This window comes from Paenibacillus antarcticus (assembly GCF_001637225.1).
Lineage (GTDB): Bacteria > Bacillota > Bacilli > Paenibacillales > Paenibacillaceae > Paenibacillus_AQ > Paenibacillus_AQ antarcticus.
On the sequence record NZ_LVJI01000014.1, the window covers coordinates 228,444 to 254,671 of the forward strand.

Below are 26,228 nucleotides of genomic sequence, written 5' to 3' on the forward strand. Positions count from 1 at the left end.
GCATGTTCACTAAAAAGGTCCGATAGTCAAAAAAGAGTCACTTTCGATCGTCCCTTCTGTCTCGGTCCTTTCGGCTCAGAGCAGAATCCAACGCCACTCACTAAAATAGTTAATTAGTAAGTGTAGTTTTTTGAAAAATCCTAAACTTTTGATCAAGTGCAGTTCGAGTCATGCTCGATGCCGCCTCACAAACAGTATACCAAATAAGATGGCATATTTCATTATTTAAGTTTGACATCTCCAGAGATAACAGGAACGATGTTCCCCATTCCCGTATCCACAAGCAATGCGCCACTAGGATCTAAACCGACAGCCAGACCCTCTCTGAGCCCTTGAGTGGTGTTAAATACAACTTCCTGATTGATCGTTACCGATAGTGCCTCCCATAACGATGCGATAGGTAAGAAACCCTCCTGAGCATATAACTGGTACAATGTTTCGAACTCTTCCAGAATAGCAGCGATTAATAAGCTGCGATCCACTGTAGCTCCACTTTCTGCCTTTAAAGAAGTAGCGATGTCTCGTAAATCTTCAGGGTATTCTTCTCTATCTATATTTACGCTAATCCCTATTCCAGCAATACAATAACGAACAACCTTATCCTCAACTGTTGATTCAAGCAAAATACCACATACTTTGCGTTGATTCATCAGAATATCATTTGGCCATTTGATTCCAACATCTAATCCTGTCCTTTTTCTTATCGCCCTACATACAGCCACGCCTGTAAGAAGAGTGAGTTGCGATGTAAATTCAAGCGGTTGCTGTGGACGAAGTACTAGGCTCATCCAGATTCCTTTACCGTATGGTGAGAACCATTTCCGACCCAATCTTCCTTTACCACCCGTCTGTTCTTCAGCGATGATGACAGTTCCTTCAGGAGCTCCTAATTCTGCTCGTTGACGTGCTTCCTCTTGCGTAGAGACTGTACTCTTGATGATCTCAAGGACGGAACCCATCATGACAGTATTTAGCGCATTGTTTAATGTTAACTTGTCTAAGTTATCTGGCTTGATAAGAATACGATACCCTTTATTAGACACTGCCTCAAATTCATATCCTAACGTTCTTAGCTTGTTAATCTGCTTCCACACGGCTGTACGGCTGATCGATAGTCTACGACTCATTTCTTCACCCGATACAAATCCATTGGGATCTTCAAGCAGAATATTCAACAATGTTTCCTCAGCCATGATTTATGTTCACCCGCTTTATTTCCTCAATTAAACAATTTTTATCATTTGCAACGATACCCGCTGCTACAGATAACAGTAATTGATGTAACAACTCACCCAGCCAAGAACCCGCAGCAATATTATTTATCTGCATGACTTCTCTACCTGATATATTCAATTCTTTGAGATGATGTATACACATCTGGTGTTCCCATCTAGCAAAGAGGTCTAACCATTGCAGTGGGAATACCTGTCTGTGTTCTGGAAGTGTTCTTTGTAACTTAAGCCAATTCAGTGTCGTTGATCTACCACGATCAAGAACCACTCTGATCCATAATAACCGTCGTTCTTCCGTAGAAATCTCACTATCCTGAATTCGGATAACCTGCTTCACCTGTTCGTCTAATCGCAGAATATTGCAAATTTCATCCTTATCCTGATTACTAAATGTCCATTTCCGCAAGAGTTGCCCTGCTTCGTCGGAACTAAATCCACCCGCATACAGAAGCAGAGCCCATTTAAGGCTATTGGGTTCATGCATCACATCATTTAGTCCCATGATGATATCTGAATCGAACCTCGTACATAATACGGGAACCTTAGCGAAATCCAAAAGCTGACTGCGACGAAGTAAACCAAGCCCTCTAATCGGATTATTGCCACTCATAACCTTTTCCAACTCAACCCGAATTCTCTCCAACGCAATAAATTGTAAGTTAGCACGTTGAGACAATAATCCCTTCCAGGTATCCTTAGCGATCGAGTAACCAAATACGGATGCAAAACGCACACAGCGAACCATACGCAGCGCATCCTCATTAAATCGTTCAAGAGGATTCCCTACACATCGAATAATACCCTTTTCTGTATCTTGTCGACCGCCAAAAGGATCAATATATGTACCGTCCACTGCTCTAGCAATTGCATTCATCGTGAAATCTCGCCGCTTTAAATCCTCAGAGATTTCTTTAACAAACGTAACCTCGTCAGGTCGCCGATGATTCTCGTAAGTACTCTCTACACGGTAAGTAGTGACTTCAAAAGCGTAGCCTTGTAACATTACTGTTATCGTCCCATGTTGAATTCCCGTTGGAATCGTATGTTTGAACAAACCTACGATTTCTTCAGGAAGAGCTGATGTCGTCATGTCCATATCATGGACGGCGCGCCCTATCAATTCATCACGAACACAACCTCCGACCCAATATCCTTCGAATCCTTGTCCTAGTAAGGTTCTTAGAAGGTTTTCACTTTGTTCAGCCATACCAGCTTCCGCATTATTCCACTTCACCATTTAAACAACGCCCCCACACTTTGGAACATACAGCCTACCTGCATAATTTATCTAGATGATCGGAACTCGGAACTTCTCTTCCAAGAACACGGTAATAAATGTCTTCATAATTTTTCGTAATCAACTCATCGCAGAAATTCTCGCGTGCGCGCTTAAGAGATGCATTTATGAATTTCTCAGATAAAGCTGGATCACTTAGGAGACGAATCGTATAGTCTGCCATTTGATCTACATCTCCAATGGGAGCTAAGAACCCTGTTTCGCCATGAATAACTAGTTCAGGAATTCCTCCGGCCTCAGAACCTACTGTCGGCACCCCACATGCCATCGCTTCTAACGCAACTAGACCGAAACTTTCTTTTTCAGAAGGTAGTAATAATACATCTGCCAAAGAAATCACATGAGCTATCTCATCTTGTTTGCCGAGAAAATGAACCTTATCTCCGAGTCCTAATTCATTTATTTTACTTTGTATTTTGGGTAGATCCGGTCCTTCTCCTACGAACAACAATTTGGAAGGAATCACTTTATTCACTTTAGCAAAAATATCCACAACATCCGACACACGTTTAACAGGGCGGAAATTGGAAATATGCATCAGTATTTTCTCATCTGGATTCGCAAAGTCTCCACGTAAAGAAGAAGTGTCGCGAGGATAATACACTCGCTTATCCACAAAATTATATGTCAAATCAATATCTCGGCTAATATCCAAGACATCTCTAGTTTCCCTGATTAGATCATTTGATACCGCTGTGACCGCATCACTCTCATTGATAGCTAACCGAATAAGATCCTTAAGCGATTCATCCTGTGCTAAGACTGTAATATCCGTCCCATGAAGAGTTGTAACTACCTTCAGCTTCTCTCCTACCATCTGTTTGGCAAGAAATGCACATACCGCATGAGGAACAGCATAATGGACATGGAGAATATCAAGATTCTGCATTTTGGCTACCTGTGCCATCTTAGTAGCTAATGATAAATCATATGGCGGATAACGGAATACATAATAGTCACTTACTTCCACTTCGTGATAAAAAATATTTTTTTGAAACTTCGTACCTAACCGAAATGGAATGCTTTGCGTAATGAAGTGTACTTGATGACCCTTTTCAGCCAAAATCTTACCAAGTTCTGTCGCCACAACTCCTGAACCACCAAGAGATGGGTAACAAGTAATTCCTATTTTTAATGATCGACCTTGCTCCATAACGACCGCCCCCTTTCCTTTTCACACTCACTTACCTATATTATGCATGGTAGGAGACGAAATATATAACACTGGAATTCACAAATGGTTTAACTAGTAATATAGATAATTAAAAGTGTTCAACTAAGAAAGGACTCTTCGTTGCAAATCCTTCAGCAAAGGGTACCAATCTGCGTTGACCCACCAATCTGTCTCTCGATTTCACTCGCTCAATATATCCTTGATTGAGCGGTGTGACTACCGTTTCTGTTGCTGACTTTTCAAACTGGGAACGATAACAAGACAGCGCCTTTTCCTTCACATCATATTGCTTCGAAATATCCACAATAAGATCAGCTTTCCCTAGATCGTTAATGAAATAGAAATATAATTGTTCCACATTCACAAAAGGATGCTCCGGCATATACCTCCGGAGTTTTGCATTAAACACAGCCTCTTCTACTAGCTTACTACAAGCGACATGATCTGGATGTCTATCCTCCCAGTAGGGAGCAAATATCATCCGAGGCGCACACGCACGAATTTCTTCCGTTACTGCCTTAACGTTATCCGGAGTCAAGTATAATCCACGGTCTGGAAGTCCCAGATTACTCCGTGAAGTCAACTTCAACACCTTACCCGCTTCTTCAGCCTCCTGCTTACGTGTCTCCACAGTCCCATTGGAAGACATCTCCGCAAAAGTCAAATCACAAATCCCTACACGATAACCTGCTTCAACATGTTTGTAAATCGTACCTGCCATCCCAATCTCTGCGTCATCTGCATGTGCACCGAACACGAGGATATCAAGTTGCTCTGTCATAGCTCTTCACTAATCGGCTTGTACTTATGTACGAGGTCACGCCACGCAAAATCGCCGCGATCTAATGCTTTGACCAGAATTTCCGCTGTTGCAATATTCGTTGCAAGAGGTATACCCTGAACATCGCATAGACGAAGAAGTGCATTAATATCCGGCTCATGAGGTTGTGCCATGAGTGGATCTCTTAAGAATATAATAAGGTCCATCTCATTTTGGGCTACAAGTGCACCAATTTGTTGATCGCCACCCAGTGGACCAGACATGAAGCGATGAATTTTCAAATCCGTGTTTTCCATAATTCTTAGTCCGGTGGTTCCTGTTGAATATAATTTATTACCCTCAAAAACACGTTCATAGGCAATTACGAAATTAACCATTTCTTCCTTCTTACGATCATGTGCAATAAATGCAATTTTCATAGTTTCTATCACTCCTAGTTAGTCGATGAATTGATCAAATCCGTATACTAGTCCGGTGTACTCCATAACTTTTTGAATGCCTACTTTTACCCCAGGCATATATCCAGCGCGTTCATATGAATCATGACGAATTTTGAGTGTTTGGCCATATCCACCGAATATCACTTCCTGTTGAGCAAAGACCCCTGGTAAACGTACGCTATGAATTCTAAATCCATTATAGTAACCGCCACGTGCTCCTTCAATAACTTCTTCTTCATTCGGATTTCCTTGGCGAAGCTCCTGACGATTCTCAACGATCATTTCTGCTGTTTTGATAGCTGTTCCTGAAGGTGCATCTAACTTCTGATCACCATGAGTTTCAATAATCTCAACATGTGGGAAGTACTTACTAGCTTGCGCTGCAAATTTCATCATCAAGATAGCCCCAATTGAGAAATTCGGTGCGATTAATCCACCAATCTCCTTCTCTATACACAGCTTGTCCAGATCCTTGATTTGTTCCGGTGTAAATCCCGTCGTTCCAATCACCGGACGTACCCCATGTTTAATCGCCAATAACGTATTACCATACGCTGATTGTGGTGTAGTGAAATCAACCATAACATCCGGTTTATGTTCTACAAAAGCAAGTTCCATATCTGAAGTAATTACAACACCACATGCTGGTAGTCCCACTAGGATACCAGCATCCACTTCCCCTGCAGAGCGATCCACAGCTGTAACTAATTCAAGTTCTTGATCCTCCAGAACCAACTTAACAACTTCTCTCCCCATACGGCCTCCTGCACCTACGACCGCTACTCTAATTGGTTTTGACATTGTCCCATCTCCCTCTTGTTCTTACTCAATTAATGAATCGTTTATATACTTTCTAAATCTTTTTTTTAATTGTTCTAACAATTTATCAAGACCCTGTTCTGCTGGCATGAGATAGAGACCTTCTTTTAAAGTCGAGATCGCAGCCGCATGTTCATTCAGCTCACTATAGGTTAGAGCTAACCATACGTACGCTTCAGCATTTAAAGGATCCAATGTTATAGCTTCCTTTAACAGAAACACGACTTGATAAAGATTGACAACAGAAGTACCACTCATCTTATCCATTTGTTTCTTGGACTCATGAACCAGTTGCATAGCTTTAAGATGCTGCAAATAATATTTATAAATGATTTTCCCCGGCGCAAGTTCAAGTGCTTTTTCAGCATGTTCAATACCTTTATCAATCCTGTTATTGCGGGCATAGGTAATAGAGCATTTATAATGAATCTCAGCATCAGCCGGGTTTATAGCAATGGCTTCTTCAAAAAGGCGAATGGCTTCCATGAAGTCATTTTGTAAAATACAATGATATGCCTGTTGGACATAGTCTTCCGATTTCATAGCTGTTCACACCTTCAAAATAGGTTTTACTACAGCATATGTCAAAATTATTAATCGGTGTTTTTCAAAGTCCAACGATTAGCATCACGCGTATTAAATTTATGCATGACGGAGTCATGCGCTTTACTTAGATCAATACCTAGTGAATTTGCAAAACACATCGTAATGAACATAATATCTCCAAGCTCTAGTTCAATCGAGTTATCTTCTTCACTTGGCTTCTTAGGTTTTTCACCAAATTGATGGTTCACCTCACGCGCTAATTCGCCTACTTCTTCCGACATTCGCGCTAACATAGATAATGGACTGAAATACCCTTCTTTAAATTGTGATATGTAGAGGTCCACTTCTCGTTGCATTTCCGCCAAAGATTTCTCCATATTTGAACCAATCCCCTTTAGTGAAATACTTGTGACAACATTGGATTTTCTCGTAATCATTTTACTCCAAATGAGATATTAAAGCTATTTTGAAACAAATATTTTTATTAAATAGCCTAAATAGGTATACTATAGTTGACAAATAAATCTAGGTTTTTCCTAATTATGAAAAGTGAGGATCCTATGAAATTAACCAACATCGTTACACAACTTAGAATGATCATACCTATTATTGTAGGTACCGCCATTTACGCCTTCGGGCTTCTCTACTTCATTATTCCTAACCAATTAATGGAGGGGGGAATCACAGGGGTTACAATCTTGCTTAATTATGCTTTCCAGATTCCACCTTCTTTATCTACGCTCATCTTAAATATCCCGCTATTTATACTGGGATGGATGGTCTTAGGAAAGAAACAAATGGTCTATTCTGGCGTAGGCATTTTATCTTTGACTTTTTTTCTATGGTTTTTTGAGATATTGATTCAGCGCGGTGTAATATCTCCCTTTATAACTCAATACGATTACATTCTAGCCTCCCTTTATGCAGGAGTAACACTTGGCGCAGGACTTGGAATTGTATTTCGCTTCGGGGGAACTACTGGGGGATCAGACATCGTAGCAAGAATATGCAACCGTAAATTTGGTTGGAGCATGGGTCAAGTCATTCTCGCACTGGATATCATCATCATCGGCGCATCCTTGTTCTTCATCCCAAAGGAGAAAATATTATATACCTTCGTTGCGGTATATATCGCATCGCGAGTCATAGATTTCATCCAAGAAGGTGCTTATGCTGCAAAAGCCTTCACAATCATTAGCGACCTAGCACCTGAGATTGCAGATTTGATCACGAAAGAAATGGATAGAGGCGTAACCCTTATTCCAGCGATTGGTGCCTATTCTAAGCAGGCCAAATATATGGTCTACTGTGTTGTCTCTAGACAGGAAATTCGGCGTCTAAGCCTCATTGTAAAATCTATTGATCCCAAAGCCTTTGTGATCATTAACGATGTTCGTGATGTACATGGAGAAGGCTTTAGAGAGGAATAGCACACAAGTAGAAACGGCTATTCCGTCCTTTTACAAGGGCGGCATAGCCGTTTTAGCGACAATATAAGGATCAACTTCACTGGACATCGATAACAACGCTTAGAAGTGACCCTTTTTTTACAGCTTAGGTGGTGGAAGAGCTTTCATACTACTCTGTTCCCCTCGATATTTACGATAACCAACATAGGATAGGATAGCGAGAATAAATATTGCACCGAGCCAAATGCCCTTATTGGATGTATTATATTGAATTTGAGGAGCAAACGCGGATTCGTCCTTCTTTTTGCCAAATAACGTATTAAAATGCTCTTCACCTTGTGAAATCATACTCCGTATCGTTTCTGGCTTCGAAGTTATCGTGGTAGTTACACCACCCGCGTACGATATCCATGAATCGATCATATTAACCTCAAAAGGCTTCTTTTGTATAACAATGGCGGGACGGATCAATTCATAATGGGTTTGAAGGCTATCATAGGCTTCTTTCAAACCTTCTTTATCATTTAAATTCAATTGACTCTGCATCCTACTCAGGTCCTCACGCACCACTTTATAATATTGATGCCATAAAGGTTGTTGTCTATTACTTAGACTATCTGCTGCTAACCGTAATTTCGCTATCGCTTGTAACCATAACTCAGGTTGAAGGGTTGCTTGAGCTGTAGCTATTTTCACTTCTACAATACACTCTGCAAGAGCATGAATACCCTCGACTTCAGTTAGTCCTTGAAAGGATGACGAAGTAAATAATATCTCAATCCGTTCTGTTTCAAGACGAACTTTCGTTATGTTACCATCTACTACATCACGATATAACGCCTCTACAGCCTCACTTAGCTGTCTAGCCTGCTTAGAAGGCAGTGATGATGATTCATCCGCCCAGATCATGTGATAATTAGGCATAAAGACGATGATGAAGACTACCAACATCGTTATTAGTGGATGAGATATGAATTTACGTGACATGGGACATCCCTCCTACCGTATATGTATGGTAAAAGGGATGTATATAGAACACATAGGCTCAGATTCAAATATACAATTTAAGTCATTCACCTAAGCACTAAGAGCATTCCGTCTAGCAAATCTTAATGTTATCCAAGATACAATAACACTAAAGATGGTAAGACCAATTGTGAAATTCTGAACCCCGGTAATATTATCAGTTAAAACACTAGGTAGCCATGGATATATACCATATGAATAATCAATGAAGTCATTTAACAATGTCCACGCAGCAGCGCCTATCAATGCAGTGGTATTGAACCCGAAGAAACGTACATATAGCAGTGCTTCAATTACCATTGCCGTGTGAGATACCACTAACATCCAATCTTGCCATTGGAGTACATCTCCCTGATATTGACCGGCGAATATCATGCTACTAGCCCATAATCCATACTTTACTGAAGTTACCACAGCGAGCGACTCAAATAAATAGCGGATTTGATTACCCCATATCGAACGAGGCTTGTACAATAAACATCCTATCCCAATCGTAAAGAACAAACTTGCTGTTGGGCTATCCGGAACAAACACAATTAACCATGAAGCGTAATTCTCTAATGTATATGCCATTTGATTGCCATACCATATGTATCCGTAGATCGTTCCAATCACATTACATATAAACAAGAGCCATAGAAATTTACGATTACATAGAAAAGATCGGCTCCATAAATAAGAAATCGACACCCTTTGTTCCTCCTTAAAAAGTAAGTTAAGCACTTCATTTATCATTTCATCCAAAAGGAAGTAGATTACTATCCCATATTGGCTTGTAACCATCTCTAGTGAAATACTTAGAAATAACTACCAGGAATAACGCGTTCTTTCATATCTTTTCAAAAAAAACCTGATCGTTTAACCCGACCAGGTTTTCATCTTATTATATCCTACTATTCTGCTTTTTGTTTCGCAAGCCAATCGGCTAGATGATCAACATCTTGATCTGTAAGACCAGCTGCAATAGCACTATCGTACATAGCAGGCATCTTACCATCGCCATAGCCTTCTTTAATAATGGTTAAGATTGCATCTTTGTCATGTACATCACCGATACCACGTAATGATGGGCCAGATGCACCCTTCATATCCGCAGCATGACAAGTAATACAACCTGCTTTTTTATATGTTTCCATAGCTACATCTTCTTTTTCTACAATGGCAACTTCTTTGGTTACCACTGCATTCGAAGTAGGAAGACCTTTAGCACGTTTCTCTTCTGCATCTTCCTCACGTTGGATATGCTCTGCCTTCTGACCTGTTTTTTCCATTTCACTAGTGTAATGGGTCCATGCACCATTTGTCAGATATACAATTGCCAAAATCGAAAGGATCATAAGGGAAGAAGCGATAGGTCTACGATAAAACCGTCTTTCCTTACCAGTATCTAGGAAAGGAGCGAGTAACAGTGCACCAAAGGCAACCCCCGTGACACCAATTACTCCTAAGACCACATAATCACCTGAGGCATAAGGTAGTTTCAAATATTCATAAAGAAATAAGAAATACCAGTCTGGCATCGGAATGATCGTTGCACTTGGATTTGCTGGATAGCCCAATGGTGCAGGTTCGGCAATCGTTAGGACTAAGAATCCTACTAGAAAGACCACCCCAACCATCCATTCTTTCAACAAAAAGTTAGGGATGAAAGCTTCTGATTTACCAGGATATGATGTGTAATCAGGTGGCACAACAAACCCTTTGGATTTCTTAACTCGCGTATCACCAACATAGACAATTTTTTCGTCCGATTTTTTTCCGTGCGCCATCAAAATTCCTCCCTTCTATTATAGTGGACCGGAAATCCCTTGTCTGCGGATCATGATGAAATGTCCAACCAACAGAGTTAACAGTACAGCCGGGAGGAAAAATACATGAAGGGCAAAGAACCGGGTTAACGTCTGAGCACCAACAATTGTACCGCCTTGCATTAATTCCTTCAGAACAGGCCCTAAATATGGAACAGAGTTTGCAATTTCCATCGTAACTTTCGTTGCAAAATATGCTTTGTTATCCCATGGAAGTAAATAACCTGTTAATCCCAGACCTAGCATTACGAAGAATATAAGCATACCTACAACCCAGTTCATTTCACGAGGTGCTTTGTAGGAACCCGTAAAGAATACACGCATGGTATGTAAGAACATCATTACAATTACTAGGCTCGCACCCCAATGGTGCATACCGCGTACGATTTGACCAAATGCAACCTGTGTCTGTAAATACTCAACACTGTTGTATGCATTAATAATATCTGGTACATAATACATTGTCAGGAACATACCCGACAAAATCTGAATGACAGTAATGAAAAATGTCAATCCACCGAAGCAGTAAACAAATGCTGAGAAATGATGCGCCGGGTTTACGTGTTCCGGTACTTCATGATCCGCAACGTCTCTCCATATCGGCGTGACATCGAGACGTTCGTCAATCCAGTTATAGATATTCTTAAACATCCGAAATTTTCGCCTCCTATTTCACTTCCGTATTTGGCTCAGTGCTACCTAGATAGACCCAACCGTTCTCGATCTTTACTTTGTACGTGTCGAGTGGCTTAGGAGAGACCGCTAAATTCTTACCCACGTTAGTATATCTAGCTCCGTGGCAAGGACAGTGGTACTCATCTGGGAAATTACTATTGTTATTCCATCCCACTGTACATCCCAAATGCTTACAGATGGGTGACAACGCATAAATGTTACCTGCTTCATCCTTACGAATCCATGCGACTAAGTTAGCTGTACTAGGATACCAGCCATCTTGTTGCTTAAGTTCAAAGGTGAATTCTTGTGGTTCATTGGTAATCTTGCTAATTTCTGCTACTTTTACATAATCACCATCAGTTTTCTTATGCAAAATTGGATCAACTGCAAAACGTACCATTGGCAAGATTGCACCAGCGGCCATATAAGCAGTTGCGCCTCCCAAAGTATACGTTAGAAATTGTCGACGGGACATTTCTTTACGACTATTGGGTTGGTGCTCTTCTTCATGATGATCATTTCGGTTGTTTTCCATGTCTTCAACCCCCTTTTTCAACCCATTCATACTTCATTTTCAATGATATTAATCACACAAATTACCAGGACATATTAATAATATATTAGCCTCTTGAGACCGTCAAGAATTATACACATTTTCATGTCAACAAGAAAGATTTACATAAAATAATTGTTGAAATTTTGTCACATTTGGCTCACCGTTTAGTCTTCCAGAGGCTTTCAACCTTGTCTTGAATGATAGAAGATAGCAAGTTCTGATCGTTCTCATATAATGGCGCTAACTGTTGCTGTGACAGTATTAAATCGCAATTTAATACTCTTGATTCTTCTAGTATTGTATCCGCTGTCATAATGATAACATATTTGAATCCACTTTCCTTAATTCTATGACATAATTCATTCAATGATTTGGAAATATCTTGATTCACATAATGAAAAGCTGGATAGGTTACAGTCCTGCCTTTATAACGTATTTCTACTAAATCCATGAAATCACGTAATCTTTCTAATGAAGCCGTAGCTTCAACGGGAGATTCCACACCCGTCAAACCCGTAAACGGAATTACACAGGTATCTAAATAGGGTTGTAACTCTGACCAAGACGCTTGAGATATCTCGCTGAACTTCACACTAGTCATCCTCTCTATTACTTCATACCATTTAATTTAAACTAAAAAAGAAGAAATGCATAGATGCATTTCTTCATTCTAAAGATTTAAGTTCATCTGTCAGTTCAGTAAATGCCATCTTATCTCCATTAGCTAAAGCGCTGTCAATTCCCTTATAGAGCTCTTCTCTACGATGTTTACGTATGCATTCGTCCCAGACCATCTCAGCAGCTAATCCCAACATGACTTCGTAAGTAACTTTCAACTTATCCAATTGGATGCACCTCCAAACGAATGGTTAAGAGAACCTATATTCCCTTCCTTTGGTTACATAATTAGTCATGGTCATCGCCATACGTTGCAAATCTTTCTCTGTTAGCTCGCGTACCACTTTAGCAGGCGTTCCCAAGGAAAGGGTATAGGGTGGAATGATTGTGTTCTCAGTTACGACTGACCCCGCCCCTATTAAAGCATATTCACCAATACCTGCTCCGTTCAGAACTATTGCTCCCATTCCAATTAATGTGCCTTTACCTATATTGCAACCGTGGATAATAGCCGCATGTCCTACAGAAACTTCATCAGCTAGAATAAGGGGCTGTGATGTATTAACATGTCCTACTGTGCCATCTTGAATATTACAACGACTTCCAACGATAATTGGAGCCATATCACCACGTAGTACGGCATTAAACCATATACTTGAATCCTCACCAATCTCAACTTCACCAATTATCTTGGCACCTTCAGCGACAAATACGGAGCTATGTAACTTAGGTAGCTTACTACCATATGTGATCAACATCTCTCATCACTCCTTAACTTGGGAGTGATTGTACCAATTGGTTTACACCTTGTCAATCCTCAGATCTAATTCGTCATCTTTCGCATGAAGCGTGCACTTTTCAACCATTCTGTTACCCCACACGGTCATTTTCACAACTGCACCTTCTTCAGTACTCCCTATGCGGACAAGGCCAAGGTGCATCATCATTTGAAGTATGCGTTGTTCCATAATCGATTGCGAAGTGTCATAGTAATACGGTTTAATCAGCCAACCTAAGGCCTCGTGCAAAGATGAAATCGTTATCCATTCATATGCACACTGTCCAACCCAATAGACAAGAGACGACAGATTCGGAATAGGTTGTTTATACAATCTTAACCAATAGCGAAAAATCTGTACCATACCTTCACTTTTACCTTGATCTAATCTTTCCATTCCCATGTTGGTTATCTTTAGTCTATGACCCATCTCTTCAATATAATTCATATGAAATGCATAATCATAGATCAAAGCTAACCTGCTAGGATAAGCCGTAAAGGTTCTTCCATAACCAAAGCGCCATCCTCCTTTGGAAAGAAGTTCTTCAGCAATATGGAAACTTTCCATGATCTGTTGCTGTGTTCTTCGGTACATCGTACCTTCCTGATTCATTTCAATCTCTGTGTGTTGAACAAAACGGAGAAAGAAAACTAAATCTTCTGCAACAAGACCTTGCTCTTCCCTATAAATAGTTGGTTCTTCAGTGAGAAGTATTGTACCTTTTACATAAGAACCTAGTTCCTTACGAAACCTTTCCTTTAAATCCTCTGGAACCTGAAATAAGTACCTTGTATACTGTGTCATACCATTAAATAACCAGCCACTACTTTTGAAGCGCGCAATGACCTCACGGGGACTTGGAACTTTAAGTTGCTCCTTGGATCGTTCTCCCTCAACTATTTGAAATGAGGTCTGCCTAATGATGGCAATTAACTCTTCCACGTTGAAGTAACTTCGACTGTCAAACAAGATGGCGTTCAGAAACCGTAAATCGTCTACCGAGAGACATCGAATTTGTTGTCCTATAAATTCCCTGCGATTCAAAGTCACTAAGATGCTCTGAATTAACTCGTGTTTTGAATTACGCTTGCACTCGCATTGATAGTGACTTGCAATAGTGGTCAACTGACCAATGTCAGCAAACGTGAGCATATCCGCTAGATTCATCCTTGATCGCCTCGCCGTTTTATTTCCATTATTGGTATGTTTTCGTGATTTGATACTAGGTTGCACCATTCCAATATCGATTCAGCATTTCAACAGGATCTCAAGTTAATCATTTGAATACATAGTTGACGTTTTTCACTAAATCTAAACCTAATCCATCACCTACTATAAATAAAACCAGATACAACCTATTTTTACACATAAAAAAAGCCCTATTATTTAGGACTCAAGCTGTTTTTCAAGTAAATGACGGGTACAATTGTATAGTAGTGGCGTCCAGTCCAAGTCCTTTTTCTCAAGGATAGTAAGTGACAAGTTCCCAATTCGCTCCGTAAATCGATCATTAAACATGGCTGTATATAAGACAGCTAAAAAGCCACCGTGACTAATCACAAGTATGTTCTTATCTGGATATCTAACCCACATATCTTCCACGAATGCAAGCCCTCGAGTTCGGATAGCTTCTTTCTTCTCTTGTCCAAGGTCCTGCTGGTCCCATTCTTTACCCCAATTTTTCTCACGTTCCTCCGCAGAAAGGCCTTCTACTTGCCCAAAGGAACGCTCTAATAGGCGTTTATCAGGTTCTAGAAGTGGGATGTTCAAGATATTAGCAATTATAGATCCCGTCTCTTCAGCACGCGATAGACCACTGCTGATGATATAATCCCACTTATAAGATTCTTCTCGCAGACGTTCACCCAATGCTCTCGCTTGCCATCGTCCATCATCATTCAAAGGAATGTCACTTTGTCCCTGAATTTTACCAATCATATTCCAGTCAGTAACGCCATGACGAATTAGACCTAATCTCATCCTGTTTGTCCTCCATTCAGTTAAGTAACATATCCTCAGCGACGAATGCGACCCAACCTTCTTAAAGAATATAGTGCCAATGCTACACTCAAAATAGATAAAACCATCCAATATATAGGATGTGTCGGCCCCATAGTAACCACCAAAGGTTCAATAATGCCACTATTTAACGCAGGAATGATATAATTTCCATCCTGTGGAAAAACATTAGGAATCCCTGCCACACCCGTAGGCAAAATGCCATTCGTAGGAGCAGAATTCATTGGTGGACTTGATCGATCCATCATGACTAGATAGAAAAAACTAATAAAAAACAACATCAGACAGGCTGTAATCCATAGTGATAATTTCCGTCGAGTTGCTCCAGATACCGCAAATGGCTTACCCTTATCTTGAATCAGCCAAGGAGATTCGCTATATATTCGATCCATGACTTGACGGTTCACAGACTCTGATTGTAGCTCAGTAACTTCTACACTTAAACCATGAATTAATAATTTACTCTCTTCCCAAAATTCGAATTCAGCTGAACATTCGGTACAGGTTGCTATATGTTGTTCTAACATACGCCTCTTCGGGTCTTCACTGGGAACATCCCACATTAACCCGAATAACTCCTGAGCCTCACAGCATTTCATCTGCTTGTCATCCCTTCATACTCATCATTAATGTGGTCATAATAGTAAGGTTCAAGTTGTGTCTTCACACTAGAACGTGCACGAAATAAAAGCGATTTCACAGAACTTACGCTTTGTTCCAAAATATTAGCGATTTCCTGATAATCTAATTGATCGTATTCTCTCAAAATCAAAGCAGAACGTTGTTTTTCCGGCAAGTTATTAATCGCAGTCCTTACCAGATTAACCTTTTCATTGCGAAGAATTGTTTGTTCAGGTGCAACTTCAAGTGGTGCTACCGGAACAATCCCGCATTCTTCTAATGGTATATTTCCATTGCGATGTTTACGCAGTTCACTAAGAACTGTATTACGAGCAATCGTGTAAAGCCACGTGGAAAAGCTCGCATCCACTTCTCTGAATGTATTTAGGCTGCGGTAAGCCTTATAGAAAGTTTCAGAACATAGATCTTCCGCCTGAAGCTCCATATTGGAACTCTTAAGCATATGATATACAAACGCTAATATTTTACGCTGATAACGACGCATTAATACAGAATAAAGTTCGACATTTCCCTCTTTTATCTCGCGAACCATCTGGGAGTCCGTCATATGAGTGCGACCTCCTCGCCAACCATTTGTTCCTCGCTCTAATTCAAACAAAAATCGAGCCGAACTGGCAAAAAAATTGCGGTTTAACCGCTATATAATAATAAAATCCCCAAACAACATCCTCTATGTACGCAAAAAACCACTACAATTCAACAAACTTACTTATTCATTGTAACATAAATTAAAATGATAGTCAGGTAGATTGATAGAATCCCCCTTCTTCCTTATTTAACCATGGATGACAACATTCATCAAAATTCCCTTTCATATGCCTATTGCTCCTCTCTCATTTTTTCCATATTTTATCTCTTTCTTATATGCCGTAATCCCATCTAATATTCAATTATTATCAGAAGAATTGAATTACTGAAGCAACGTCGTTCCTCCGCCCTAAATGCAACCTCGACTCAAGTAGCACCCATCCCATATACTTTACTAAACGCATAAATAGATCATGAAGTTGCAGTTCTTATGATCACAGAACAAAAAAAACCACTTTTATTTCGAGTGGCCTGTTCATAGGTTAACCGATCATATAACCGTTGTACTTCTAAATAAGTGGTTCTACTCAATGTAATAATCAAACGTAATTGTGAACTGGTCAGCACTCCCAGACTCAAAGTTAATCTCACCAAAAATCCCTGTCCATTCCCCAGTTCCAGAACCGTTCATAACCTTTCGATGTGAGGTAAGTTCACCATTCTCATATCTTCCATCATGTACTAATACCAAACTCCCTGATTTACCTTCTATGCACCCTGTGATCCGTTCTAAGCCGTATACAGTCGCAGACCCGTCTGGCAAATAACATTTCAATTCTTGAAGTACACCTTCTCCGTGCAGGCCTCCACTATACTCCATAGTAAAACATCCTTGTGTGAGTTTAGTTCCTCCTTCGATTTCACTAAAAATAACTTCATTCGCTTTTGTTAATTTAAAGTTTGCTTTGACTTGCATACTGTTGGTCATATGTATGCCTCCATAATCTATATATTAAGTATCTAACACATCATTAGTTATTTCCAAAGACAAAAAAAAGACCACTTTTTTCAAAGTGGTCCCCGCTCAAGTCAGAGCGAAAGTATTGGATAGGAGTGGAGAGAAACCATACTGTAAGTTCATTGTAATGTATCCGTTTTCATTTGTCAATTAATGTTTTATAAGTTAATGTAAACACTTTTATTAATTATATAAATACGGTGTATTGTAACTCTTGCAGTACGATCCTTGCATGTTCCATATCCTCTTCCTGACGGAATGAAAGTCGCATGACACCAGGAACATCTTCTCTACTCTCTATAATTTGAATATTACTTAGGTTGATCTGCTCTGAGCCAAGCTCAGTAGCAATCTTACCAATGATACCGGGATGATCCGGGACATTCAAATATAGATCAAATAAAGGAGCAATCATTCCTTTGCGTCCCTCGGGGAGTTCGTTACGGAAAGCATTGGCTTTCTGAAAAGCTGCTTCTATTCCTTCTCCATTGCTGGTCGTAAGCATTTCGATAAAAGAAGAAATACCCAAGTTCCAATCTCTAAGCAATCGTAGCATTACCTCATTGTTATTCAGAAGAATGTCCCGCCATATGATAGGGTCACTTGAAGCAATACGCGTGATGTCTCTAAATCCTCCCGCTGCCAACCTTCGGTATAATGAATTAGATTCGTTTAAATCACAGACTTGGTTAACCAGAGCTACTGCAATAACATGCGGCAGATGGCTAATTGCACCTACGATCTCGTCATGAAGCTTCGGTTCCACCTTCACAATCTGAGCACGCGTAAAAGAAAGTAGACGTTCTAGAGAGCCCATCGCTTCATCTGGCACATTTGATGAAGGACATAATACATAATACGCATTCTCGAACAGAAGGACTGAAGCCGCTTCTACACCCGATCGTTCTGATCCAGCCATAGGATGTCCACCAATGAAATAAACGTCTTTCAGTGCTAATGCTTCAGCGCTTGCGGATATGCTTGCTTTGGTACTTCCCACATCCGTAATGATACAACCCTTCTTTAAGGGTAGCACACTTAACTTCTCTAAATATTCTTCTAACTTACCTACAGGTACACACAGAAAAATAAAATCAGCATCACAAGCCGCTTCCTCTATCGAGAGTGTAGCCTTGTCCACAACTTCTCTGCTGATATATTTATCCATTAAATCAGGGCGGTGGGCATGGCCCACCACCGTAATTCCTGGCTTATCTTTAAAGCAAAGTGCCAATGAACCCCCGATTAATCCTACTCCAAAGATAGCTATTTTTGTAGTGTTCATGATATCTCATTTCTATTCTTAAATTTATTATTTACACTTGGGCGGATACTTGATGAAGGACTTCTTCAAGCGCTTGAATGAACACCGCATTTTGTTCTGGCGTACCTACAGTCACACGAATATAACTCGGGTATCGTTGATGCCCCGCACGAATAATGACACCCTTTCGCAATAGCCCTTGGAATATGTCACCAGATGGTTTGCGAACATCAACCATAATGAAATTCCCGTTTGCAGGCAAATAGGTTAACCCTAGACGGTCAAACTCTGCTTGTAAATACACAATTCCTTGTGCATTTAGCGTGCGGCATTGCTCTACAAAAGCTTGATCCTCCAATGCAGCAATTGCAGCAACTTGTGCGAGCCGTGACGTATTGAATGGCTCACGAACTTGATTAATTAATTTGATCACTTCAGCACTTCCTACGCCATAACCAATACGTAAAGAAGCCAAACCATATATTTTGGAGAATGTACGTAGGACGACGATATTAGGGTATTGGCTTAGCAATGTTATGCCATCTGTATATGATGAGTCTGTTACAAATTCACAATAAGCCTCATCAAGTACAACCAATACATGGGAAGGAACAGCATCTAAGAACGCAATTAACGCGTTCTCCGTTACGATAGTCCCTGTCGGATTGTTCGGATTACATACCCATACAATCTTAGTACGCTCATTGATAGCAGCCAACATTGCATCTAGATCATGCGTTCCATTCTTAAGTGGTACTTCAATGCTTAGAGCACCTTCAATATCCGCATTACTCTTATACACCGAGAACGTCTGATCAGCCATGATCGTCTCATCACCTGGAACAAAAAAAGCGCGAGTAATTAATGCAATGACTTCATCCGATCCACATCCAAAAATGATCTGGTTACTATTCACACCTAAATGATTACTTAATGCTGTAGTCAAATTCGCTGCACTACCATCGGGATAAATACTGATGTTCTCAAGTTCAGAAAGGACCGCATCTTTAATGTGTGGAGATGCTCCATATGGATTCTCATTGGATGCTAGCTTAATAACCTCAGTTAATCCAAATTCTCGTTTCACTTCTTCAGTTGGTTTTCCTGGTTGATATACAGGTAGGCTCACAATATGGGATTTAGGTTTCATAATAACACTCGCTTTCTATCTATATTATGCTTTTAATTGTGCCACAAACTCACGAATTTGTAATAGTCCCTCTTGCCTTGTACTAACATCATTTAATAACGGAATCACGGACTCAATCTCTCGAACAATGGCACTACCAACAACGACACCATCACATATTTGCGAGAAGTGCGCAACCTGTTCTTGTGTAGAGATACCGAACCCAATTGCAACTGGAATATTGGTATATTTCTTTACGGTTTGAATAAATTCTTCAACCCCTTGGTGAAATGAAGACCGCTCGCCAGTTACCCCTAAGGAAGAAACACAATACACAAAACCACTTGCATTGCTTACAATCTTCTCAATTCGTTCGTTTGAAGTTGGTGCTACCAAAGGTATAAAACTAACTCCAGCTTCATCAGCACGACGCCGTATATCCTCTGATTCCTCTATAGGAAGATCTGGAATAATAAGTCCACTTATTTCATGGGTCTGAACTTCTTTAAAGAACAGGTCCAGTCCCATCTGTAACACTGGATTGAAATATGTGAATAGTATAAATGGCATTGTGACGCCTGACTCACGAGCTTTAACGGCCGTTTCCATAACTGTACGAATCGTAACCCCATGCTTTAATGCCCGTTGAGATGCCCGTTGAATAACAGGTCCATCCGCTAGTGGATCGGAATAAGGTACCCCTAACTCTATTATATCTGCGCCAGCTGCCTCTAATTGTACTATGATTTCTACTGTCGTCTCAATATCCGGATCTCCTACTGTCAAAAACGGCATGAGTGCGGTACGATTCTGACTCTTCAACACTTCAAATGTCTGATCCATTAAATTCATGACTGAACACCTCCTGTGTATGCCATGATGGATTCAACGTCTTTGTCTCCACGTCCAGATAAACAGATAACAATAATATCATCCTTCGTTAGCTTAGGAGCTATCTTAATAACCTCAGCTACAGCATGTGCAGATTCAAGTGCAGGGATGATTCCTTCTGTCCGACAGAGCAACTGCAGTGCATCAAGTGCCTCCTGATCTGAGATCGGAACATATTTGACGCGCTCAATATCTTTAAGGTAGGAGTGTTCTGGCCCAACACCTGGGTAATCAAGTCCTGCCGAAATGGAATGAGCTTCTATTACCTGACCGTGTTGATCCTGTAAAAGATAACTCATAGAGCCTTGGAATACACCATGTGTCCCCTTAGTCATCGTGGCCGCATGGAAATCTGTATCCACACCTTTTCCTGCCGCTTCCACACCAACCATAGCAACTTCCTTATCTTCGATGAAAGGATAAAACATCCCAATCGCATTACTACCACCGCCAACTGGGGCTACAAGTATGTTGGGAAGTCGACCTTCAGCTTCAAGAATTTGGCGTCTTGTCTCATCTCCGATAACTCTCTGGAAATTACGAACCATCATCGGATAAGGATGTGGCCCAACCGCAGAACCCAAGATATAGAACGTATCATCTACATTGCTAACCCAGTATCGAAGTGCCTCATTTCCTGCATCCTTCAATGTACGCGACCCTGAAGTAACTGGAATGACTTCCGCGCCGAGCAACTTCATACGAAAGACATTCAGAGCTTGACGTTTCGTATCTTCTTCTCCCATGAACACCTTACACTCCATGCCAAGTAGTGCAGCCACTGTAGCTGTAGCTACACCATGCTGGCCAGCTCCCGTCTCAGCAATGACCTTTTTCTTCCCCATACGCTTTGCAAGAAGACCTTGAGCGATAGCATTATTGATTTTGTGAGCACCTGTATGGTTTAAATCTTCACGTTTCAAATAAATCTTCGCTTCACCTAAATGTTGACTGAGTCGTTCAGCATAATAAAGCGGGGTCTCACGACCTGAGTATTGTTTCAACAAATAGTCAATTTCCTCTTGGAAGCTAGGATCAGCTGCGTTTTGATTATAAGATTCCTCTAATTCTAGCAAAGCGTTCATCAATGTTTCAGGTACAAAGCGCCCCCCGAATTTACCGAAACGACCGTTTTCATCTGGTACTTGCGTCATATTTGTTTCACCCTTTCAGTAAAAGCTTTGATTTTCTCTATATCTTTCAAACCATTAGATTCAACGCCGCTAGAAACATCAACCCCATAAGGATGATACTTCGCAATTAATTCACTAACATTATTGGGTTCAAGACCACCTGCCACAAACAGCGGAACTCCGTGTTCTTTGCTCCAATTCTGGTAATGTGGGATTTGCTCCCACGCAAAGGTCTGCCCAGAACCACCGCCATAAATAGGGTCGAACGTGTCCAGTAACAGTGCATCAATAACACCAATATAATCATTGGCAATCACATGTGGCTCCATCAATTCCGAACCATTCTCAGTTCCCTTACTATGGACTGAAATAGCTTTAAATACTTTCACTCCGAACTTTCGCTTCACTTCTTCACAGAAAACAGCATCTTCTTGTCCATGCAACTGAATGACATCGAGTGGTGCTTGTTCCATTACTTTAGACAAAAAATCTATATCAGGGTTCACGAATACCCCTACACTTTCAGGTCGTGTCTCATGCTGCCAATCCTGGAGTTGTTCTAAAAGTATATTTGCATCTTCAGCTGTAACTTGTCTACGGCTGTTAGCAAATACGAATCCGATATAATCCACCGGTAAGTTTAACATCGATTTTAGCACTTCAACGTCCTGAAGTCCACAGATTTTTACGACTGTATTCTTCATTCTATAATCTTCCTTTAATTTCATGAAGAGGTCCCATTAGCTCATTTACAGCTATACCAACATCCTTTTGGCGCATGAAGTATTCGCCAATGAGTACACCATTTGCACCTGCTTGCTTAAGGAAGGCCATATCATTTGTACTTGAAATTCCACTCTCGCTAATGATCGTAATTCCTGATGGAATCATTTGAATGAGCTTGGCTGTCGTCTCTAGCGATGTCTCAAACGTATGTAAATTACGATTGTTAATCCCTATTAACGATGCCTGATCTAAATGTAATACACCCTCTAGTTCTTGCGCATTGTGAACTTCAATTAACGCATCTAGTCCAATCGACGAAGCTATCTTAATGAATGATGATATTTGAGCAGGCTCTAATATGCTGGCAATCAGTAGTACAGCGTCAGCTCCTAATAAACGAGCCTCATAAATTTGACGTTCATCTATAATGAAATCTTTACGAAGAAGAGGGATATTCACTGCTGCTTGGACGGCTTTCAAATATTCACCGCTACCCTGGAAATAATCTACGTCAGTCAATACAGAGAGGCAATCGGCTCCAGCTTGTTCATACGCAAGCGCGATCTCAACAGGATTAAAGTCCGGACGAATTAACCCTTTGGATGGCGAGGCTTTCTTGACCTCCGCAATTAACCCCATATCTCTATGGCGATCTGACGATACTGCTCTTAGAAACCCTCTAGTCGGAGGTAAGTTAGCAATGATTCGTTCTGTTGTTGATAAATCAAAATTCTTTGCAAGTTCCTCTACCTCTTTTACCTTGGTTGCTACGATTTTATCAAGATACATAAGACTCTTCTCCTGTCATTTGAATCAATTGATTTAATTTAGCGTACGCATTACCGTTATCTATAGCGTCTGCGGCCAGCTTCACACCTTCGAAGATACTTTCAGAAAGTCCAGATACATAAATACAAGCACCTGCATTAGCTAAAACAACATCACGATACGGACTCTTCTCTCCTTGTAGAACCCCTTGAATGATTCGGGCGTTATCTGCTGCATCGCCACCTAGTACTTTCTCAATAGGATGCATCTCAAGTCCTAAATCATGTGGGTTGATTTCATAAGTCCTTACTTGACCTCCACGTAATTCAGATACTTGAGTTGGGGCTGAGATACTAATTTCGTCCAACCCATCTAAGCTTGAGACGACCAAAGCACGCTTTAAACCGAGTTCATTCAGCACATGCGCAATTTTCTCTGTCATGTTTCGATCATAGATGCCTAGGAGCTGACGGTCAGCTCCTGCAGGGTTCGTTAGTGGACCTAACATATTAAAGACTGTTCGCACACCAAGCTCTTTACGTGATGCAGCTGCATGTCGCATAGATGGATGGTAAATTTGAGCGAACAAGAAACAAATCCCGATCTCATCTAAACACCGTTTCGCTTGTTCAGCTGTAATGTTAATATTCACTCCCAGCGCTTCCAATACATCTGCACTTCCTGCACGTCCGGATGCCGAACGGTTACCATGCTTCGCTACACGAACTGAGACTGACGAAGAAATGATTGCTGAAGTCGTTGATATATTAAATTTGTGAATTCCTGATCCACCTGTACCACATGTATCTAGTAAATGTGCACTTTCCGTCATCATACGAGTTCCTGATCCACGCATCGCTTCGGCAAAACCCGTAATCTCTTCAACCGTCTCACCTTTGATTCGAAGTGCGGTTAATAATCCACCAATCTGAGACTGTGTTGCTACCCCGTCCATGATACTCTGCATCACTTGACGAGCCTCTGATCTTGAAAGATTATTTCCTGAAATCAGATTAGATAGGCTTGATTGAATCATTTCTGTTTGATTCAATTTGTCACTCAACTTTTCTACACTATTCTCCACTATACTCATCTCCATTATATTCATTTGCATGGGTTCAGCTCTCTGTACCCCTATCCAATACTCGAACACTTTTAGAGGTTGTTTTGAATACAAACTTATGGTGTATATTCATATAAATAATCTTGATTTATCATATCGTGATCTTGCTTCGTTGGTGGAAACATCAACTCTGCCGTACGAATCGCTTTTAGTAACGCTTTTGCTTTATTAACCGTTTCCTCATACTCTTTCTCTGGAACTGAATCCCACACAATTCCTGCACCTGCTTGTATATAAGCTTTGCCCTTACGGAATATCAATGTGCGAATCGTGATACAAGAGTCCATATTCCCAGAGAAACCTAAGTATCCGATGGCTCCAGCATATGCTCCACGAGCTTCTTTCTCTAACTCTGCAATAATTTGCATCGCTCTCAGCTTAGGCGCTCCTGATACCGTTCCTGCAGGTAAGCAGGATAGAAATGCATCAAAGAAATCTTTGTCTTCAGCGAGCTGACCTGTTACATTCGAGACGATATGCATTACGTGAGAGTACTTTTCGATCTCCATAAATGAATCACATTTAACGGTTCCAAATTTAGATACTCTGCCCAGATCGTTACGTCCAAGATCGACCAGCATCAGATGCTCTGCGCGTTCTTTCTCGTCTGCCAGTAATTCTTCAGCCAAGGCGCGGTCTTCGCTTTCACTCATTCCACGAGGTCTTGTGCCTGCAATAGGTCTAGTCTCTAGTCGTCCTTCATTCACCTTCACAAGTGCTTCAGGAGACGTACCTACGATGATCTCGTCGTCCATTTTCAAATAATACATATAGGGTGAAGGATTTAATGTTCTAAGTACACGGTACACATGAAGAGGTGACACTTCTGTTTCTATATGAAACCGTTGGGACAACACGACCTGAAAGATGTCTCCCGCACGGATATATTCTTTCGCTTGCTCGACGTTTGAAATGTACTGTTCTTTGGTCATGTTAGACTTGATGTCTCCAAGTTCCACATCCTGAGGGATGCTGTGACGATTCACATTTTCACGTGGACCTTGTTCTTGTAACTGCTCAGCGATTGTCTCTAACTTACGACTCACAGCTTCGTATGCTTCAGCAATATCAAGATCGGTATCTCCGTCCTTAACATGAACATTACCTACTAATAGAATTTGTTGCTTCACGTGATCGAACACGATAATGGAATCGCAGAACATGAAACGTATATCATCCATATGGAGATCATCCACAGCATGTGCTGGTAGATTCTCATAATACTGTAGTAGATCATAACCAAAGAATCCAATGGCACCACCTGTAAATGGAGGCATCTCCTCTAGCTTAGGGCTACGGTAAGATCGTAATAACGCCTTAAGTTCCTCTACCGGTTTACCTTTCATAATCTCTTCTACGCCATTCTTTTCAAGAACAATTCGCCCTTGTTTACCTGAGACCATGAGGAATGGATCTGTGCCGATAAAGGAATATCTAGCCCACTGGACCCCACCTTCTACACTTTCCAGTAGAAATGCACGATCGCGCTGAGCATACCTCTGAAATACACGTATCGGCGTTTCCATATCAGATAATAGCCGTTTTACCACGGGAATAAGATTAAATTGACTTGAAAGTGTAATTACCTGTTCCAAACTGGGGGTCATCATGACCATCCCTCCCTGATTTAAATTAAACAAAAAACCTCTACAAAGTAGAGGTTTACTGGTCATGAAGTATATGAAAGAGTCCGGCCACAAATCTCATTCTTCATCTAAAGATCATAAACCTAATATAGCTAACGCTAAAGGAATAAGATCAAGAATCAGAAGTGATTCTGTACCGAATTTAAAATACATATGGACTCTGCTCAACTATACTCAT

30 protein-coding genes are annotated in these 26,228 nt (G+C 40.7%); 1 reads left to right on the forward strand and 29 read right to left on the reverse strand.

The annotated features are described in order from the left end of the window. Window positions 1-221: 221 nt before the first annotated feature. The 8 genes from PBAT_RS09475 to PBAT_RS09510 all read right to left on the reverse strand — a co-directional run bounded on the left by PBAT_RS09475 (window position 222) and on the right by PBAT_RS09510 (window position 6,666). Entirely contained in the window at window positions 222-1,196 is a 975-nt protein-coding gene (locus PBAT_RS09475; RefSeq protein WP_149466361.1) for a biotin--[acetyl-CoA-carboxylase] ligase, read from the reverse strand. After that, window positions 1,186-2,469 carry a CCA tRNA nucleotidyltransferase gene (locus PBAT_RS09480; protein ID WP_068648874.1) on the reverse strand — a complete coding sequence of 428 codons (1,284 nt, stop codon included), beginning with the start codon at window positions 2,467-2,469 and terminating at the stop codon, window positions 1,186-1,188. The genes PBAT_RS09475 and PBAT_RS09480 overlap by 11 nt, the downstream gene beginning before the upstream one ends. 34 nt (window positions 2,470-2,503) lie before the next feature. Then, window positions 2,504-3,682: an N-acetyl-alpha-D-glucosaminyl L-malate synthase BshA gene (bshA, locus tag PBAT_RS09485; protein ID WP_068648876.1), complete on the reverse strand. Its 1,179-nt coding sequence runs from the start codon at window positions 3,680-3,682 to the stop codon at window positions 2,504-2,506. Between the two features lie 109 nt (window positions 3,683-3,791). Further along, window positions 3,792-4,484, reverse strand: a complete 693-nt coding sequence (gene bshB1 / locus PBAT_RS09490) for a bacillithiol biosynthesis deacetylase BshB1 (RefSeq protein WP_068648878.1) — start codon at window positions 4,482-4,484, stop codon at window positions 3,792-3,794. Continuing rightward, a complete protein-coding gene (mgsA, locus tag PBAT_RS09495; protein ID WP_068648882.1) occupies window positions 4,481-4,903 on the reverse strand; it encodes a methylglyoxal synthase in 423 nt (140 codons plus the stop codon). Before mgsA ends, bshB1 begins: the two co-directional genes overlap by 4 nt. 18 nt (window positions 4,904-4,921) lie before the next feature. After that, window positions 4,922-5,725, reverse strand: coding sequence for a 4-hydroxy-tetrahydrodipicolinate reductase (dapB, locus tag PBAT_RS09500; protein ID WP_068648884.1), 804 nt, complete (start codon window positions 5,723-5,725; stop codon window positions 4,922-4,924). A 21-nt stretch (window positions 5,726-5,746) separates the two neighbouring features. Further along, window positions 5,747-6,286, reverse strand: a complete 540-nt coding sequence (locus tag PBAT_RS09505) for a tetratricopeptide repeat protein (RefSeq protein ID WP_068648886.1) — start codon at window positions 6,284-6,286, stop codon at window positions 5,747-5,749. A gap of 50 nt (window positions 6,287-6,336) precedes the next feature. Continuing rightward, window positions 6,337-6,666, reverse strand: coding sequence for a nucleotide pyrophosphohydrolase (locus PBAT_RS09510; RefSeq protein WP_068590241.1), 330 nt, complete (start codon window positions 6,664-6,666; stop codon window positions 6,337-6,339). Between the two features lie 183 nt (window positions 6,667-6,849). Between PBAT_RS09510 and PBAT_RS09515 the strand changes: the two genes are divergently transcribed. Then, on the forward strand, window positions 6,850-7,719 hold the full coding sequence (locus PBAT_RS09515) for a YitT family protein (RefSeq protein WP_068649075.1): 870 nt from the start codon (window positions 6,850-6,852) through the stop codon (window positions 7,717-7,719). Between the two features lie 117 nt (window positions 7,720-7,836). On the opposite strand, the gene PBAT_RS09520 is transcribed toward PBAT_RS09515, so the two are convergent. The 21 genes from PBAT_RS09520 to trpE form a co-directional block, all read right to left on the reverse strand. Beyond that, window positions 7,837-8,685: a sporulation protein YpjB gene (locus PBAT_RS09520; protein ID WP_068648888.1), complete on the reverse strand. Its 849-nt coding sequence runs from the start codon at window positions 8,683-8,685 to the stop codon at window positions 7,837-7,839. A 90-nt stretch (window positions 8,686-8,775) separates the two neighbouring features. Beyond that, window positions 8,776-9,414 carry a DUF1405 domain-containing protein gene (locus tag PBAT_RS09525; RefSeq protein WP_068648890.1) on the reverse strand — a complete coding sequence of 213 codons (639 nt, stop codon included), beginning with the start codon at window positions 9,412-9,414 and terminating at the stop codon, window positions 8,776-8,778. Between the two features lie 203 nt (window positions 9,415-9,617). Then, window positions 9,618-10,493 carry a menaquinol-cytochrome c reductase cytochrome b/c subunit gene (locus PBAT_RS09530; protein ID WP_068648892.1) on the reverse strand — a complete coding sequence of 292 codons (876 nt, stop codon included), beginning with the start codon at window positions 10,491-10,493 and terminating at the stop codon, window positions 9,618-9,620. An 18-nt stretch (window positions 10,494-10,511) separates the two neighbouring features. Continuing rightward, window positions 10,512-11,183 (reverse strand): menaquinol-cytochrome c reductase cytochrome b subunit, encoded by a 672-nt coding sequence (gene qcrB, locus PBAT_RS09535; protein WP_068530469.1) that lies wholly within the window; start codon window positions 11,181-11,183, stop codon window positions 10,512-10,514. Between the two features lie 16 nt (window positions 11,184-11,199). Continuing rightward, window positions 11,200-11,745: a QcrA and Rieske domain-containing protein gene (locus tag PBAT_RS09540; RefSeq protein ID WP_068648894.1), complete on the reverse strand. Its 546-nt coding sequence runs from the start codon at window positions 11,743-11,745 to the stop codon at window positions 11,200-11,202. 178 nt (window positions 11,746-11,923) lie between these two features. Next, on the reverse strand, window positions 11,924-12,358 hold the full coding sequence (locus PBAT_RS09545; protein ID WP_068648896.1) for a DUF2487 family protein: 435 nt from the start codon (window positions 12,356-12,358) through the stop codon (window positions 11,924-11,926). Between the two features lie 73 nt (window positions 12,359-12,431). Then, window positions 12,432-12,611: an IDEAL domain-containing protein gene (locus PBAT_RS09550; protein ID WP_068598407.1), complete on the reverse strand. Its 180-nt coding sequence runs from the start codon at window positions 12,609-12,611 to the stop codon at window positions 12,432-12,434. A 24-nt stretch (window positions 12,612-12,635) separates the two neighbouring features. Beyond that, window positions 12,636-13,142 (reverse strand): gamma carbonic anhydrase family protein, encoded by a 507-nt coding sequence (locus PBAT_RS09555; protein WP_068648898.1) that lies wholly within the window; start codon window positions 13,140-13,142, stop codon window positions 12,636-12,638. Window positions 13,143-13,184: 42 nt separating this feature from the next. Continuing rightward, window positions 13,185-14,330, reverse strand: coding sequence for a hypothetical protein (locus PBAT_RS09560; RefSeq protein WP_068648900.1), 1,146 nt, complete (start codon window positions 14,328-14,330; stop codon window positions 13,185-13,187). Between the two features lie 219 nt (window positions 14,331-14,549). Next, entirely contained in the window at window positions 14,550-15,143 is a 594-nt protein-coding gene (locus tag PBAT_RS09565; protein ID WP_068648902.1) for a histidine phosphatase family protein, read from the reverse strand. A 35-nt stretch (window positions 15,144-15,178) separates the two neighbouring features. Continuing rightward, entirely contained in the window at window positions 15,179-15,781 is a 603-nt protein-coding gene (locus tag PBAT_RS09570) for an anti-sigma factor (protein WP_068648904.1), read from the reverse strand. Next, window positions 15,778-16,371, reverse strand: coding sequence for an RNA polymerase sigma factor (locus PBAT_RS09575; RefSeq protein ID WP_068648907.1), 594 nt, complete (start codon window positions 16,369-16,371; stop codon window positions 15,778-15,780). The genes PBAT_RS09570 and PBAT_RS09575 overlap by 4 nt, the downstream gene beginning before the upstream one ends. A 564-nt stretch (window positions 16,372-16,935) precedes the next feature. After that, a complete protein-coding gene (locus tag PBAT_RS09580; protein ID WP_068648909.1) occupies window positions 16,936-17,340 on the reverse strand; it encodes a DUF3224 domain-containing protein in 405 nt (134 codons plus the stop codon). A gap of 217 nt (window positions 17,341-17,557) precedes the next feature. Next, on the reverse strand, window positions 17,558-18,655 hold the full coding sequence (locus PBAT_RS09585; protein WP_068648911.1) for a prephenate dehydrogenase: 1,098 nt from the start codon (window positions 18,653-18,655) through the stop codon (window positions 17,558-17,560). Window positions 18,656-18,686: 31 nt separating this feature from the next. After that, window positions 18,687-19,784: a histidinol-phosphate transaminase gene (gene hisC / locus PBAT_RS09590; RefSeq protein WP_068648913.1), complete on the reverse strand. Its 1,098-nt coding sequence runs from the start codon at window positions 19,782-19,784 to the stop codon at window positions 18,687-18,689. Between the two features lie 24 nt (window positions 19,785-19,808). Next, the gene (trpA, locus tag PBAT_RS09595; RefSeq protein ID WP_068648915.1) at window positions 19,809-20,615 is read right to left on the reverse strand and encodes a tryptophan synthase subunit alpha; all 807 of its coding nucleotides are present in this window, start codon (window positions 20,613-20,615) and stop codon (window positions 19,809-19,811) included. Next, on the reverse strand, window positions 20,612-21,808 hold the full coding sequence (gene trpB, locus PBAT_RS09600) for a tryptophan synthase subunit beta (protein WP_068648917.1): 1,197 nt from the start codon (window positions 21,806-21,808) through the stop codon (window positions 20,612-20,614). The genes trpA and trpB overlap by 4 nt, the downstream gene beginning before the upstream one ends. Further along, window positions 21,805-22,491 (reverse strand): phosphoribosylanthranilate isomerase, encoded by a 687-nt coding sequence (locus PBAT_RS09605; protein ID WP_068648919.1) that lies wholly within the window; start codon window positions 22,489-22,491, stop codon window positions 21,805-21,807. The genes trpB and PBAT_RS09605 overlap by 4 nt, the downstream gene beginning before the upstream one ends. Window position 22,492: 1 nt before the next feature. Continuing rightward, window positions 22,493-23,302 (reverse strand): indole-3-glycerol phosphate synthase TrpC, encoded by an 810-nt coding sequence (trpC, locus tag PBAT_RS09610; protein WP_068648922.1) that lies wholly within the window; start codon window positions 23,300-23,302, stop codon window positions 22,493-22,495. Beyond that, complete coding sequence (gene trpD, locus PBAT_RS09615) at window positions 23,292-24,317, reverse strand: anthranilate phosphoribosyltransferase (RefSeq protein ID WP_420848750.1); 1,026 nt, start codon at window positions 24,315-24,317, stop codon at window positions 23,292-23,294. The genes trpC and trpD overlap by 11 nt, the downstream gene beginning before the upstream one ends. 143 nt (window positions 24,318-24,460) lie before the next feature. Next, complete coding sequence (trpE, locus tag PBAT_RS09620) at window positions 24,461-26,014, reverse strand: anthranilate synthase component I (RefSeq protein WP_068648924.1); 1,554 nt, start codon at window positions 26,012-26,014, stop codon at window positions 24,461-24,463. Window positions 26,015-26,228: the final 214 nt, after the last annotated feature.

Excerpts from the sequence above, each read along its gene's own strand:
- PBAT_RS09480 (WP_068648874.1), bottom strand. The coding sequence starts at position 2,469 with ATGGTGAAGTGGAATAATGCGGAAGCTGGTATGGCTGAACAAAGTGAA.
- bshA (WP_068648876.1), bottom strand. The coding sequence starts at position 3,682 with ATGGAGCAAGGTCGATCATTAAAAATAGGAATTACTTGTTACCCATCT.
- bshB1 (WP_068648878.1), bottom strand. The coding sequence starts at position 4,484 with ATGACAGAGCAACTTGATATCCTCGTGTTCGGTGCACATGCAGATGAC.
- mgsA (WP_068648882.1), bottom strand. The coding sequence starts at position 4,903 with ATGAAAATTGCATTTATTGCACATGATCGTAAGAAGGAAGAAATGGTT.
- dapB (WP_068648884.1), bottom strand. The coding sequence starts at position 5,725 with ATGTCAAAACCAATTAGAGTAGCGGTCGTAGGTGCAGGAGGCCGTATG.
- PBAT_RS09505 (WP_068648886.1), bottom strand. The coding sequence starts at position 6,286 with ATGAAATCGGAAGACTATGTCCAACAGGCATATCATTGTATTTTACAA.
- PBAT_RS09510 (WP_068590241.1), bottom strand. The coding sequence starts at position 6,666 with ATGGAGAAATCTTTGGCGGAAATGCAACGAGAAGTGGACCTCTACATA.
- PBAT_RS09515 (WP_068649075.1), top strand. The coding sequence starts at position 6,850 with ATGAAATTAACCAACATCGTTACACAACTTAGAATGATCATACCTATT.
- PBAT_RS09520 (WP_068648888.1), bottom strand. The coding sequence starts at position 8,685 with ATGTCACGTAAATTCATATCTCATCCACTAATAACGATGTTGGTAGTC.
- PBAT_RS09530 (WP_068648892.1), bottom strand. The coding sequence starts at position 10,493 with ATGGCGCACGGAAAAAAATCGGACGAAAAAATTGTCTATGTTGGTGAT.
- qcrB (WP_068530469.1), bottom strand. The coding sequence starts at position 11,183 with ATGTTTAAGAATATCTATAACTGGATTGACGAACGTCTCGATGTCACG.
- PBAT_RS09540 (WP_068648894.1), bottom strand. The coding sequence starts at position 11,745 with ATGGAAAACAACCGAAATGATCATCATGAAGAAGAGCACCAACCCAAT.
- PBAT_RS09555 (WP_068648898.1), bottom strand. The coding sequence starts at position 13,142 with ATGTTGATCACATATGGTAGTAAGCTACCTAAGTTACATAGCTCCGTA.
- PBAT_RS09560 (WP_068648900.1), bottom strand. The coding sequence starts at position 14,330 with ATGAATCTAGCGGATATGCTCACGTTTGCTGACATTGGTCAGTTGACC.
- PBAT_RS09565 (WP_068648902.1), bottom strand. The coding sequence starts at position 15,143 with ATGAGATTAGGTCTAATTCGTCATGGCGTTACTGACTGGAATATGATT.
- PBAT_RS09570 (WP_068648904.1), bottom strand. The coding sequence starts at position 15,781 with ATGAAATGCTGTGAGGCTCAGGAGTTATTCGGGTTAATGTGGGATGTT.
- PBAT_RS09575 (WP_068648907.1), bottom strand. The coding sequence starts at position 16,371 with ATGACGGACTCCCAGATGGTTCGCGAGATAAAAGAGGGAAATGTCGAA.
- PBAT_RS09580 (WP_068648909.1), bottom strand. The coding sequence starts at position 17,340 with ATGACCAACAGTATGCAAGTCAAAGCAAACTTTAAATTAACAAAAGCG.
- PBAT_RS09585 (WP_068648911.1), bottom strand. The coding sequence starts at position 18,655 with ATGAACACTACAAAAATAGCTATCTTTGGAGTAGGATTAATCGGGGGT.
- hisC (WP_068648913.1), bottom strand. The coding sequence starts at position 19,784 with ATGAAACCTAAATCCCATATTGTGAGCCTACCTGTATATCAACCAGGA.
- trpA (WP_068648915.1), bottom strand. The coding sequence starts at position 20,615 with ATGAATTTAATGGATCAGACATTTGAAGTGTTGAAGAGTCAGAATCGT.
- trpB (WP_068648917.1), bottom strand. The coding sequence starts at position 21,808 with ATGACGCAAGTACCAGATGAAAACGGTCGTTTCGGTAAATTCGGGGGG.
- PBAT_RS09605 (WP_068648919.1), bottom strand. The coding sequence starts at position 22,491 with ATGAAGAATACAGTCGTAAAAATCTGTGGACTTCAGGACGTTGAAGTG.
- trpC (WP_068648922.1), bottom strand. The coding sequence starts at position 23,302 with ATGTATCTTGATAAAATCGTAGCAACCAAGGTAAAAGAGGTAGAGGAA.
- trpD (WP_420848750.1), bottom strand. The coding sequence starts at position 24,317 with ATGATTCAATCAAGCCTATCTAATCTGATTTCAGGAAATAATCTTTCA.
- trpE (WP_068648924.1), bottom strand. The coding sequence starts at position 26,014 with ATGATGACCCCCAGTTTGGAACAGGTAATTACACTTTCAAGTCAATTT.